General features: G+C 62.9%; 13 protein-coding genes and 1 pseudogene. 7 read left to right on the forward strand and 7 right to left on the reverse strand.

Going from position 1 to position 12655, the window contains the following annotated elements; all coding sequences use genetic code 11:
* Positions 1-49 precede the first annotated feature (49 nt).
* From QM716_RS16850 to QM716_RS16875, 6 genes and pseudogenes are all read left to right on the forward strand, one after another.
* A complete protein-coding gene (locus QM716_RS16850) occupies positions 50-529 on the forward strand; it encodes a MarR family winged helix-turn-helix transcriptional regulator (protein ID WP_283305172.1) in 480 nt (159 codons plus the stop codon).
* On the forward strand, positions 526-1158 hold the full coding sequence (locus QM716_RS16855; RefSeq protein WP_283305173.1) for a 5-oxoprolinase subunit B family protein: 633 nt from the start codon (positions 526-528) through the stop codon (positions 1156-1158). The genes QM716_RS16850 and QM716_RS16855 overlap by 4 nt, the downstream gene beginning before the upstream one ends.
* The gene (locus tag QM716_RS16860; protein WP_283305174.1) at positions 1155-2018 is read left to right on the forward strand and encodes a 5-oxoprolinase subunit C family protein; all 864 of its coding nucleotides are present in this window, start codon (positions 1155-1157) and stop codon (positions 2016-2018) included. The genes QM716_RS16855 and QM716_RS16860 overlap by 4 nt, the downstream gene beginning before the upstream one ends.
* A 47-nt stretch (positions 2019-2065) precedes the next feature.
* On the forward strand, positions 2066-3628 hold the full coding sequence (locus tag QM716_RS16865) for a bifunctional 3'-5' exonuclease/DNA polymerase (RefSeq protein WP_283305175.1): 1563 nt from the start codon (positions 2066-2068) through the stop codon (positions 3626-3628).
* 105 nt (positions 3629-3733) lie between these two features.
* Positions 3734-4114, forward strand: a pseudogene (locus QM716_RS16870) (phosphotransferase); the annotation flags it as partial.
* 124 nt (positions 4115-4238) lie between these two features.
* Positions 4239-6464, forward strand: coding sequence for an MMPL family transporter (locus tag QM716_RS16875; protein ID WP_283305177.1), 2226 nt, complete (start codon positions 4239-4241; stop codon positions 6462-6464).
* A 4-nt stretch (positions 6465-6468) separates the two neighbouring features.
* On the opposite strand, the gene QM716_RS16880 is transcribed toward QM716_RS16875, so the two are convergent.
* From QM716_RS16880 to QM716_RS16895, 4 genes are read right to left on the reverse strand one after another with little or no spacing between them, the layout of a single operon-like run.
* Entirely contained in the window at positions 6469-7314 is an 846-nt protein-coding gene (locus tag QM716_RS16880) for a DNA-3-methyladenine glycosylase family protein (protein WP_283305178.1), read from the reverse strand.
* Positions 7311-7910 (reverse strand): methylated-DNA--[protein]-cysteine S-methyltransferase, encoded by a 600-nt coding sequence (locus QM716_RS16885; protein ID WP_283305179.1) that lies wholly within the window; start codon positions 7908-7910, stop codon positions 7311-7313. The genes QM716_RS16880 and QM716_RS16885 overlap by 4 nt, the downstream gene beginning before the upstream one ends.
* Positions 7907-8461 carry an RNA polymerase sigma factor gene (locus QM716_RS16890; RefSeq protein ID WP_283305180.1) on the reverse strand — a complete coding sequence of 185 codons (555 nt, stop codon included), beginning with the start codon at positions 8459-8461 and terminating at the stop codon, positions 7907-7909. The genes QM716_RS16885 and QM716_RS16890 overlap by 4 nt, the downstream gene beginning before the upstream one ends.
* Complete coding sequence (locus tag QM716_RS16895) at positions 8448-8948, reverse strand: methylated-DNA--[protein]-cysteine S-methyltransferase (RefSeq protein ID WP_283305181.1); 501 nt, start codon at positions 8946-8948, stop codon at positions 8448-8450. The genes QM716_RS16890 and QM716_RS16895 overlap by 14 nt, the downstream gene beginning before the upstream one ends.
* Before the next feature lie 144 nt (positions 8949-9092).
* On the opposite strand from QM716_RS16895, the gene QM716_RS16900 reads away from it, so the two are divergent.
* A complete protein-coding gene (locus QM716_RS16900; protein WP_283305182.1) occupies positions 9093-9638 on the forward strand; it encodes a ribulose 1,5-bisphosphate carboxylase large subunit in 546 nt (181 codons plus the stop codon).
* Here QM716_RS16900 and QM716_RS16905 read toward each other — a convergent pair whose 3' ends face one another.
* Genes QM716_RS16905 through QM716_RS16915 form a run of 3 tightly spaced genes read right to left on the reverse strand, consistent with a single transcriptional unit; the run spans position 9639 to position 12606 of the window.
* On the reverse strand, positions 9639-10376 hold the full coding sequence (locus QM716_RS16905; protein WP_283305183.1) for an SDR family NAD(P)-dependent oxidoreductase: 738 nt from the start codon (positions 10374-10376) through the stop codon (positions 9639-9641). It lies immediately after the preceding gene.
* Positions 10373-11398: a phosphotransferase family protein gene (locus tag QM716_RS16910; RefSeq protein ID WP_283305184.1), complete on the reverse strand. Its 1026-nt coding sequence runs from the start codon at positions 11396-11398 to the stop codon at positions 10373-10375. The genes QM716_RS16905 and QM716_RS16910 overlap by 4 nt, the downstream gene beginning before the upstream one ends.
* Entirely contained in the window at positions 11395-12606 is a 1212-nt protein-coding gene (locus QM716_RS16915) for an acyl-CoA dehydrogenase family protein (RefSeq protein WP_283305185.1), read from the reverse strand. Before QM716_RS16915 ends, QM716_RS16910 begins: the two co-directional genes overlap by 4 nt.
* Positions 12607-12655 lie beyond the last annotated feature (49 nt).

The raw sequence follows: 12655 nt of genomic DNA on the forward strand, positions 1-12655 counted from the left end.
CGAGATAATAGACAATCGAGAGACAACACACCAGGGCTGGGAGATATCCATGAGCGTCGGCGATACAGAAGACGAAGCGATGGCGATCGTCCACTCGCTTCGCGCGCTGACCGTCGACTTGAACGTGGCGGTTTCCGGATTTGCGACCAAATACACGATGCACTCCACCGACGTGCGCGCGCTGATCTGCCTTCTCGACGCCGAGCGCGCGAGCACACCGGCAACGCCGGGTTGGCTGGGCTCGCAGTTGGGTATCAACTCGGCGTCCGTGACTGCGCTGGTTGACCGGTTGGTCAAAGCGGGCCACGTGGCGCGGGAGCGAGACTCTGCAGACCGGCGGCGGGTGCTCTTGCAGGTCACACCAGCTGCGGTCACACTCGGCGAGGACTTCTTCGGCCCACTCATTTCACGGGCGGTGAACACCGTCGGCAATTACACGGCCACCGAGCGAGCCACCATCGCGAGATTCATCGTGGCCATGCGAGCGGACGTGGAGCGGGCTCGCATCGATATGGAGCCCTCCCGGTGACTGGCATACTTCCCGCAGGAGAACGCGCCCTCCTCGTGGACCTCGATTCCGAAGCCGACGTGCTCGCGTTCACCGAAGCGCTGACGCGAAACACCCCGGTCGGGGTAGAAGATTTCCTACCCGCAGCGCGGACCGTTCTGGTCACCTGCAGCCCGACTGCAGATCTCGCGTACGTCCGGCAGTGCTTGAACGATCTGGAGCAGTCAAAGTCCGCCGCGATCGTGGACGCGCATTCCGAGACCGACCTGCTCACCATCTCCGTCAGGTACGACGGGCCCGACCTCGACGACGTCGCACAGTCACTCGGTATGACCCGATCCGAGGTGGTTGCGGCTCATACCGGGGCAATGTGGCGTTGCGCCTTCATCGGATTCGCACCCGGCTTCGCCTACCTGACTTCAGGCGACACTCGGCTCGACGTACCCCGTCGAACTCAATCACGAACCGCAGTGCCTGCCGGTTCCGTCGCCCTGGCCGCTGGATACAGCGCGGTCTACCCGCGGGCATCGCCGGGCGGCTGGCAGATCATCGGCAGCACCGACGCCGTGATGTGGGACCTGAACGCCACACCACCGGCCACTGTTCAGCCCGGAAGACGCGTGCGCTTCGTGGACGAGGATCAACGATGAACGGCCTGGAGATACTCGAAACCGGACCGCTGAGCCTGATCCAGGACCTTGGACGGACCGGGCACCTTCGCTCGGGCGTCGGAGTTTCCGGTGCGGCAGACAGGCGATCGCTCAGACTCGGCAATCGGCTCGTCGGTAACAACGAGGACGCTGCAGGCGTCGAAATCCTCCTGGGTGGGCTGAGTCTTCGGGCGCAGCAACCGACAACGATCGCGTTCACCGGGGCCCCCGCACAGGCCTACCTCGACGCCATTCCGGTCGGGCATTCGAGCGTGATCGATGTTCGGCCTGGTCAGACTGTCCGCCTGAACTACGCACCGAATGGACTGCGGACGTATCTGACCGTCAGGGGCGGCATTGTGGTTCCCGAGATCCTGGGATCGCGCAGCACCGACACCATGTCCGGGATCGGTCCGGCGCCTGTCGAGCCTGGCGTCGTTCTCCCGATCGGACCTTTGCCGACCGTGTTCTCACTCGTCGACCTCGCACCGGTGCCGCCGATGACAAACGAGACTCTCGACATTCGAGTCGTGTTCGGTCCTCGTGCAGATCGATTCACCAACCCCGAAACACTCGTCCAGGGACGATGGGCGGTTTCGACCGACTCGGACCGCATCGGTGCACGCCTCGATCGCGTCGGCGCCAAAGAACTGCTTCGACGAACAGATGACACCGAACTGCCCACCGAAGGCGTGGCACTCGGATCGATCCAAGTCCCGCCCAGCGGCCAACCTGTTGTGTTCCTCGCCGATCACCCCATAACCGGCGGTTATCCGGTGGTCGGAGTGGTCGCGGACGCGGATATCGACCGGCTCGGCCAAGCCCGCCCGGGTCAGCACATCCGGTTCGTCGGTGCCTGAGCAGCGTCGAGCGTTGTCGTGTCGGACCTTGCCGTCACACTGATCCCGTGCGAGTTGTCCTGGTCCCCGGTAGTACGACGTCCACGGGAGCTGTGACGGCAACTGTCCTACGGACCGATCCCGGTGGAACGCCGCTTGCCGATCCCGTCGAGTATCCCGACCTGATTGCAGCGGTACGCACCATCGAGGAAGCTGAGCACCCGCGGTGGGTGTGGCCGAGTACGGCAACCGTGTACCCACCCCTACTGCGGGCAGGCGTACGGGTGCAGCGGTGCCACGACATCTCCCTGACCCGCGCGATCCTCGGGATGCGCGTCGGCAAACCGTCACCTCCTGCCGACGAGTTCGACGACGATCGCCTCGGTCTCTTCGACACCGCCCCCGTTCTCGATCCCCTCGCTGTCGCCACCGAGTTCGCCGAGCAGCGCGCAACCATCGGCACGGATGCGCGCTTGGATTTGTTGATCGCAGCAGAGTCGGCCGGGGCACTCAGCGCCGCGGAGATGACGCATACCGGTCTGCCGTTCTCGACCCAGAAGCACCGTGCCCTTCTCGAAGAACGGCTGGGGCCTCGCCCGACCGGCTACGACCTCCCCGCTCGTATGCAGGAACTTGCCGCCCAGATCAGTGAGGTCTTCGGGCGCACGGTCAATCCTTCGTCGTCGGTGGAAATCACCGAGGCGTTCGGGCGCCAGGGCATCGAACTGCCGTCGACGCGCAAGTGGTTTCTGCAGGAGATCGATCATCCTGCGGTGCCGTTGCTCCTGCGTCATCGCGAACTCGCCAAGCTGTACAGCACCAACGGTTGGCAGTGGATGGACAGTTGGGTACGGGGCGATCGATTCCGCCCCATCTACGTTCCCGGTGGTGTCGTCTCCGGCAGGTGGGCGAGCCGAGGCGGCGGAGCCCTGCAGATTCCTAAAACCATGCGCTCGAGCGTCGTCGCCGATCCCGGTCACGTGTTCGTCGTCGCCGACGCCGGTCAACTCGAACCCCGAATTCTGGCCGCCATGTCCGGCGACCGCCGCATGATGGCCGCCGCCGGCGACGACGATCTGTACGCGCTTGTCGGTGCCGAAGCCTTCGGCGGCGACCGCGCAAAAGCCAAGGTCGCAATCCTCGGCGTCCTGTACGGGGCGACGGCGGGTGAAGCCAAAGCACTACTCATCTTGCTGCGGAAGCGATTCCCGGTCGCCGTCGAGTACGTCGAGCAAGCTGCCAAGGCAGGCGAGCGCGGCGAGGTGGTTCGGTCACTGCTCGGCCGAGCCTGTCCCCCAACGTCTCCCGACTTCTACTCCCACGGCGACGCTCATGCCCGCGGCCGTTTCACGCGAAACTTCGTCGTGCAGGCCACGGCATCCGAGTGGGCGCTGTGCCTCCTGGCCGACCTCAGACGCCGACTCGCCGAAGATCCGGACGGCGAATTGGTCTTCTTCCAGCACGACGAAGTGGTCGTGCATACCCGGAACCCCGAAACCGGTACCGCGCACGTGCTGGCCGCAGCTGCTTCGGCAACTCGATTGTTGTTCGGCGACACAGTCGTCCGTTTCCCCATGGACGTCGGCGTCAGAGAGAGTTACGGCAAGGGCAGTTCCCCTCAGGAAGAGTGAAATGATGCACGCAAAGTTGCGAGAGATGTTCCCGCACTACACGTGGGCCTCCGTCACTGCTGGTCAGTCCGGCGCATCGGTGTACCGTCTGACGCCCGAACAATCCGACGCTCCTCGGTTCTACGTCTCATCGATCTCCACGAACTCGAGAACGACTACCTGGACTGGCCCGGCGAAGAACTGCTCGCCGAACTGCACCGGACACGCCCCGTCGTCGAAGACGTGGTCGTATGTCACGGCGATCTGACACCGGAAAACATCCTGCTCGACCCGACAACCTGCCGAGTAACCGGCGTGATCGATGTGGGTCGTCTGGGCCGAGCAGATCGACACCTCGATCTCGCCCTCACCATCCGTGAGTTGGCAATCGAGGACGAACCGTGGTTCGGCCCGAGATACGTGAAGCGGTTCACGAACCGATACGGCTCAGACCTGATCGACCCGGACCGAATTGCCTTCTACACACTCCTCGACGAGTTCTTCTGACTTAGCTCCATCAGGTCGGACGGCGTGATCGATCAGCGCCAAGTGGTTCCACCACGCCCGTATTGCGTGTTCTACTGGAAAACGTTGCTTTGTTGGTGCTGGTCGACTGCGTTCGAGGAGAACCATGACCAAGCTGGATACAACTGACGCAGAACGGAACGAGCGCGGAGCGGTCAAACGCCTTCGCCTGCCGATCTTCACCGTGATCGCCCTTGCGATCTTCGCCTTCGTCGCAGGCGGATTCGGTGGTTCGTTCCAAGGAAAACTCGCCGAGGTTCAAAAGAACGACAACGCCTCGTACCTCCCGAGTTCCGCCGAATCGACGATTGTCAGCAACCAATCCGCGAACTTCCTTGCCGTCGAGACAATCCCTGGTTTTGTTCTGTTCCATCGGGATTCGGCCCTCACCGAGGCAGACAAGTCTGCAATCAACTCGGCGTACGGCGCTATTGCCGGCATCTCCGGAGTAGACGCCGACGGGATGCAGCCCACCCAGTACTCCGCCGACGGCACAACTGCGTCGATCTTCGTGCCACTCGTCGCCAAAGACGGCGACACCGCCGTGGCAGGCGATGTCCTGGCGACCACCGAACAGAACGTCATCGACGCCGCGAAGCAGGCTGCCGGTGATGTCGAGGTACTTCCCGCCGGACCAGGTGGGCTACTCGTTGCCTTCATCGACGCCTTTGCCGGTCTGGACGGAGCACTGCTGGGTGCGGCACTTCTGGTCGTGATCCTCATCCTGCTTGTCGTGTACCGGTCGCCTGTCCTGTGGTTCTTTCCGCTGTTCTCCGCACTCCTCGCAATCGGCTTGTCCTCGATGGTGATCTACTTCCTCGCGAAGGCCGAAGTACTCACGTTGACCGGCCAATCTCAAGGCATCCTCTTCGTCCTGGTGATCGGTGCAGGTACCGACTACGCCTTGCTCTTGATCTCGCGCTACCGCGAAGAACTACACGTGTATCCCAATCGATTCGACGCGATGATCAAGGCCTGGCGTGAATCTGCGCCCGCAATCACGGCTTCAGCTGTCACAGTAATTCTCGGTCTGCTCTGCTTGACGTTCTCCCAGCTCAACTCCAACAAGAGCCTCGGACCCGTTGCCGCCATCGGCATCGCGTGCACTTACCTGGTGATGATGACGTTCATGCCGGTCGCTCTGGCTGCCACCGGTCGGTGGGTCTTCTGGCCACGCAAGCCCAAGGTCGATCACGCCGCAGACCTTACGACGCACGGGTTGTGGGGCAAGATCGCCGAGGCCGTCGGCAGCAAGGACCGACCGCTGTGGATCGGTGCGACAGTTCTGCTGATCATCTTGTTCGCCGCCGGGATCGGCAGTCTCAAGACCGACGGTCTGACGTCCACCGAGAGCTTCACCAATCGTCCCGACGCCGTTGTCGGACAAGAACTCTACGACTCGAAATTTGATCCCGGAGCGGGCGCGCCGGCCGTGATCACCACAAACGCCGACCAAGCTGATGCCGTCATCAAGGCTGCCAGCGGTGTCGAAGGTATCTCGCAGGATCCCGGCGCAGTCTGCACGCAGGTGGACGTCGCGAAGGTCAGCGAGCTGATCAAGACCAACCCCGCTGCCGTTGCACAAGCCGCCGCTGCGGGTTGCGCCCCTGCAGCTTTCGCCGTTGCACCGATCGACGGCCGAACCATGATCAACGCGACCCTCGCCGACTCCTATGATTCACCGCAGGCAGTCGACACTGTCAAGCGACTGCGGACGGCGGTGCACGACGTGCCTGGTGCCGACGCTCTTGTCGGCGGCAGCACGGCCACCACCCTTGATGTCCAGGCTGCCTCGATCCGCGACAGAAACCTGATCATCCCGATCGTGCTGGTGGTGATCTTCCTGGTCTTGGCCGCTTTGCTTCGTGCTCTGTTGATCCCGGTGATTCTCATTGTCACCGTGGTGCTTTCCTTCGCGGCGACACTCGGTGTGAGCGGATTCTTCTTCACACACGTATTCGGGTTCGCCGGGGCGGATCAATCGTTCCCGCTGTTCGCCTTCGTGTTCCTGGTCGCGTTGGGCATCGACTACAACATCTTCCTCATGACCCGAGTGCGGGAAGAGACGGGAGAATTCGGCACCCGCACAGGTGTTCTGCGCGGCCTTGCAGTGACGGGCGGTGTGATCACCTCAGCCGGAATCGTCTTGGCCGCAACATTTGCCGTACTGGGCATCCTGCCGCTGGTCTTCCTCGCCGAGATCGGTTTCGCCGTGGCCTTCGGCGTGCTGCTCGATACGATCATCGTGCGCAGCGTCCTGGTTCCGGCGCTCTCACATGACATCGGAAAACGCATCTGGTGGCCGTCCGAACTGGCCCGCGCCAAAGACTGATCGACTACAGAAACGCTTCTTTGGTCCACAGATGAAAGAGCGCATAGGCTCGCCAGGGTCGCCATCGCTCCGACAACGCTGCGGCCTCTTTGCCTGACGAAACCCCCAATGCACGTTTCAACACAAGATCATCGGGTACGAATGCGTCGCGATCACCGAGAATTCGAACGGTGAGATAGTCGGCGGTCCACGGCCCGATTCCCGGTAGCGCCAACAACTCTTGTCGAAATTTGACGGGATCCGCATCCCAGGTGAGTTCGAGGCCGTTCGCTGCCGCAGTTGCCAACGTGTGCACAGTTTTTGCGCGCGCGGTGGTCAATCCAACGGCTTTCTGAATGTTCTCCGGCGATTGCGCCGCCACCGCGCCCGGATGAGGGAAGGCCAGAAACTCCCCTTCCACCGACTCCCCGAATGCGCCGACAAAGCGTCCACCGAACGTCCTCGCCGCGCCGAGCGAAACCTGTTGTCCCAGAACGGTGAGCACCGCAGTCTCGAACCCGTCCACCGAGCCGAGCACCCGCAATCCCGGACGGGCAGCCACGAGTGGGGCCAACAACTCGTCGCTGCCGAACGCTTCCTCGATAGCGGTGTGATCGGCGTCGAGGTCGAGCCAACGACGCACGGTCGCCTCGAGCACCTCGGAATCCGATTCTGGTGCATCAGCATTTACCACCACGCAGTCGTCACTCCACGACACCGACACGACTGCCCGGCCGGAAGGCAACGGTATGACCCTGGTGTGAACACCGTCGTCGTGACGCTCCAAGCCGGCGACGCAGTGAGCCCGCAATGCGCCAGTGAGCGGTTCGACCGCATACGGTGACTGAAAGTGCAGCTTCACCTCGCTCACCGGTTCGATTCCAGATCCAGCAGAATCGCTTTCAGTTCGGGGCCACCCGCATACTGTCCGAGGCTGCCGTCGCTGCGCACCACCCGGTGGCACGGGACCACCAACGGCAGCGGGTTCTTGGCGCATGCTGTCCCCACGGCACGCACGGCACGTGGGCTACCCGACGCTGCTGCGACCACCGAATAGCTTGCGGTGTGGCCGTATTCAATTTCGGGGAGATGGCGCAACACTTCGCGTCGGAATCCCTTCGCGAGTCGGAAATCCAAGTTCAGATCGAATTCTCTACGCACACCGGCAAAGTACTCGTCCAGCTCCCGAGCGACGTTGTCGAGCCTTCGCGGGTAATGCAGAACTCGGGGGCTGACCGTGTCGGCCAACCGTTCCAGAACCAGATCGTGCCCTTCGACGGCAAAAGCAACCCGCACCAAACCCACATCGGTCGCCGCCAGCAGTAGCTTTCCAACAGGTGAATCGACGGTTCGATACGCCACGTCGATCAATTCGGCTTCGGACGCCTGCGCAGCGAGGCGTGCGCGTAGGCGGATCAGAGCGTCGGCGTCAACGACTGGAAGTGCCCCGAACACATCGGTACTCATGAGTGACTCCCTTCCGCAGCAGTCGCGGACAAGTAGGTTCTTCGTAAGGTGGCGATACCGTCGGCGCCCGCACGTCTGGCGGCCGCCGGAGTATTACCGAGGATGTCCGCGATCTCTGCGTACGGCAGCCCACCCAGAAAGTGATAGGCAACCGCCGCGCGTTGTTTGAGCGGTAGTTGTTCGAGTGCGTCCCACAATTCGTGATCCCACGTTCCCGGTACGCCGATTCGCGTCGGCAATTCCGGAACGTCGTCTGTCGGTACGGCCACGCGGGCACGAACCCGGGTGATGTCGATCGCCTTCCGATGCGCGATGGTCACCAGCCAAGCTTCGATGTTCGCGCCCGGGTTCAGATCCGGATAGGCCCGCATCGCTGCGATGAACGTCTCGGACCACGCGTCCTCGGCGTCGACGGGGCCGACCACCGCACGGCAGACCCGAAGGACCACAGCACCGTATTCGGTCACGACGTCTTCGAACGGTTTCAGTGTCACGATCGGTAGACGTTCCCGATCACCGAATTGTGAGTCGAGCGCATCAGAAGAGGACATCCGATTCGCCGCCGTGCTCGCGGTCGAGCAGAAACCGCTTGCGCTCGAGGCCGCCGGCGAAACCGGTCAGGCTTCCGTCGCTTCCGACCACACGATGGCAGGGAACGATGATGCTGATCGGATTCTTACCGTTTGCCGCAGCGGCCGCACGGATCACAAGTGGGTTACCCAAAGTTTGCGCGAGCTCCATGTAGGTCCAGGTTTCGCCGTACGGGATTGTTCGCAAGACATCCCACACCCGCTTCTGGAACTCCGTACCCACGGGCGCCAGCGGCACGGAGAACTCCGTGCGATCACCCTCGAAGTACTCCGTGAGCTGCGACTCGACTTCACCGAAGACCGCCGCGGAACGATCACCGAACGTGGACTCGTCCGGCTTGTGACGATGCTCCGCCATGTACAGCCCGCAGAGGTTCTCACCTGCCGCTACCAGCGTCAACGCCCCGATCGGCGAGTCGATCACGGTATGCGTCCGGATTGCCGTCATGTCTCGATCCTTCCAGGTTGCGCGGTGCAGCAGGCAGCGGGTGAATTGATTGTCCGCGCCGGCACCGACACCTCGAAGACGCCGCGCCCCTCGTGAATGTGAGATTTACCTGTACTTTGACGTCACATCAGGCAGTATCGAGGGATGGCTCTAGTTTTACCCGGAAGCTCCACCGTCGTCCGCTCCGTCGGCGACGTGGTGCACTGGTCCCTGTCCACGGCCGCTTTTGCGGTCACCCTGCCCACTCGACTCGAGGCGCTCCTCTTCGCCGTCGAGAGGTTGGTGGCACGCATCAACCAGATCGCTGACAACGTCGACCGTGTGGTCATCGGAGCCGCCGCCGTGACCGTTCGAGCGGAGACGTTGGTCGAAGCAGTCGAGCAGACCTCGGACATCGCGGGAGAACTCCTCGAGATCTACGAGCCCATTGCGTTGCAGCTCGCGCCGCTGGCCGCCAGATTCGCCGACGACCTTTCCGAGGCGGAGGTCAGCGCCGCGATCAAACTGATCGACCAACTGCCCGAGCTCACCGACCGAGTGGCCGCAGTGCTGCCCATCCTCGGAACCCTGGACTCCGTCTCGCCCGAGATCCACGAACTCCTCGGAGTGGTCAAGGACCTGCGGCAGGCGATTGTCGGAGTGCCAGGGTTCCACTTCTTCCGCAAGCGCGGCGAAGCCAAGCTGGATTGATCAGGCGGAGTAGCCGTTGGTTCCGGCCCTCGTCATGACGACCTTCGGAACCACTGCTCGAGACGAGAGCTTGAGCAGTCCGTCCACCAACTCGACGATGTCGTCGACCTTGATCATTTTGTCGGGTGTGATCCGATCGTGCGTCCACGCTGACATATCCGTGTCGACGTAGCCGGGAGCGATGGCCGTGGCGCTGACGCCGTTGCCGGATTCCTCGGCGTTGAGTGCCTCGACCATCGAAATGAGCGCAGCTTTGGTGGCTCCGTAGACGGCCAGGCCGCTCTCGGCATACACGCCGGCCATCGAGGCGAGGGCGATCACCTTTGCCCCGCCGGCGAGGTCCGCGTCCGCCGCATTGCGCAGGAGCGGCAGCGATGCTTGCAGGAGTGCGAACGGTGTCCGGAGATTGACGGCGACGGTCTTGTCGAAACGTCGCATGGGGTAGTCCGCTACTCGCCCACTGGTTCCCACTCCGGCGTTGAGGATGAGGGCCCGCATGGAGCCGAACCGCTCGCCGTGCGTGGCCACGAGTGCTTCGGCGAAGTTCTCGTCCGCCATGTCGCCGGCGGAGACTACGACGTCCGGCGACCCGGCACGCGTAAGTTCTTCGGCGACGACGGCGAGTCGTTCGGCGTCGCGGGCGGTGATGGTCAGCCCATACCCTTGCGACGCCAAGCGTGTTGCGATGCCAAGCCCGATTCCCTTGGAGGCACCGGTAACCAGTGCTGATCGACTCATTCGAATTTCCCTTGCAGTGCGTTGAGCCCAGCCGAGATCAGTTCCGGCACAGAAGATCCAGCCTTGTCGAATCCTCCCCCGACGGTGGCGCCTGCTCGGAATCGGTGATCGATACCTTGCGCCACGACTGCGAGTTTGAAGAATCCGAGCGCCATATAGAAATTCCAGTGCGCCAGTTCTCGACCTGACACGACCGAATACCGTTGCGCCAGATCGACAACGGAGGGTAGCGAGAGACTGGTCCACGCGGCGGGCTCACCCAGAACCAGGTCCAACGCGGGGTGGCGGTAGACGCACATCATCGCGATGTCGGCCAGCGGATCTCCCAGCGTCGAGAGTTCCCAGTCCACCACTGCGGCAACCTTGGTGACGTCGTTCGCCGCGAGAATCGTGTTGTCGATTCGGTAGTCGCCGTGCACGATCGACGAAGCGGATTCGGCCGGAATCATGTCCGCGAGGCTCGACGCCAATCTGTCCACGTCCGCCGAGTCCTCGGTCTTGACGCGTGACCATTGACCGGCCCACAACTTGACCTGTCGGGCCACGTAGCCGTTGGGTCGGCCGAGTTCGCCGAGACCGACCGCGTTGTAGTCGACGTCGTGCAGGGCAGCCAGGACGCGCACCAACTCGTCAGTGCACTGCGTGACCTGCTCTGCCGGAACAGCTTCCAGTTCAGTTTTGGTCCGGATCACTTGGCCGGTGACAAATTCGACCACCGTGAACGACGCACCCATCACCGAGGCGTCCTCGCACAGCACGACAGTCGGAGCGACGGGTACTGCAGTGTTCTGCAACGCCGAGGTGATTCGGAACTCGCGCGCGACGTCATGCGCCGACGGTGTGAGACCAGCAGTGGGTGGACGACGCAGAATCCACTTCGAGTTGTCGTCGAAGATTCCGTACGTGAGGTTGGATTTGCCGCCCGAAATCAGTTCGGCTCGCAACTCACCGCTGACAGTGACGTCGGAGGCTTGCAGATATTTGTGCAGCGCCGCCAGATCGAGTCCTGGAAAGTCCGTCACTTCGACTCCTCCCGCGCCGCGCGCTTCGCAGCTCCGACAACACGTTTCGCAATGGCCCAGCGATGAACCTCGGACGGGCCGTCGTAGACGCGGAAGGGACGCACTTCGCGGGACAACCGCGCCAGCGGCAGATCGCCGGACACACCCATTCCGCCACACATCTGAATGGAGCGATCGACGATCCGGAAGATCGCCTCGGCCGCATAGGTTTTGGCGATGGACGTCGCGTTGCTTGCGTGCCCACCTCGATCGAGTTCGAAGCAGGCCTGCACCAGAAGTGCGCGGCTGGCTGCGATGTCGATCTCGTTGTCAGCGACCATCTTCTGGACCATTCCGAGATCACCGAGTTTCGAGCCGAAACCTTCGCGTTCGGCAACCCTGGCCACGGCAACGTCGTGGCCGCGGCGCGCCGCACCGAGCCAGCGCATCACGTGCGTCATGCGGGCGGGGCCGAGCCGAACCTGCGCGTAGGCGAAACCCTGATCAACCTCGCCGAGAACTGCCTCGCCGGGAACGAAGAGATCTTCGAACGTGACCTCGCAGTGCCCGCCGATCATGGCCTTGTCGAGGGTGTCGATGTGTCGACCCACGATCAGGCCTGCAGTGTCCGTCGGCGCCAGGAACATGGTCGCTCCGCCGCGCTGCCCTGGTTCGCCGGAGGTGCGCGCCATGATGATGAAGAATCCGGCACCGTCGGCGCCGGTGATGAACCATTTCTTACCGTTGATCTTCCAGCCGCCGGGAACCTTCTCCGCGCGGGTGTTCAAGGCCGAGGGATCGGATCCGGCTCCGGGCGCGGGTTCGGTCATGGCGAATGCCGACCGCATGTCCCCGCTCGCGAGCGGCGCGAGGAACTGCTGTTTCTGCGCTTCGTTCGCGACGTGCGCAAGCATGTGAACATTGCCCTCGTCCGGCGCAGCGATGTTGAGCGCCGTCGGCCCGAAGAGCGAGTAGCCGGCTTCCTCGAAGACCGGCGCGCGGTCACTCATGTTGAGTCCGTGACCGCCGTACTCGATCGGCGCATGCGGAGCGAAGACACCGGCTTCTTTTGCCGCAGCCTGCATCTCGATGCGGATGCTATCGCCACCCGCAACCGCGATGTCTCCGGCATGTTCGTCTTCGATAGGGAGCACTACGTTGCGAGTGAAGTCGCGCGTCTTCTCGATCAGCGCCACCACCTCGGGCGCGTACGTCAGATCGATTGCCACCAGCCACCTCCGAAAGAACATCCCGACCGAGCGATCGCTCGGTACGAGC

Origin of the sequence: Rhodococcus sp. IEGM 1409 (assembly GCF_030056735.1) — a bacterium.
Lineage (GTDB): Bacteria > Actinomycetota > Actinomycetes > Mycobacteriales > Mycobacteriaceae > Rhodococcus_F.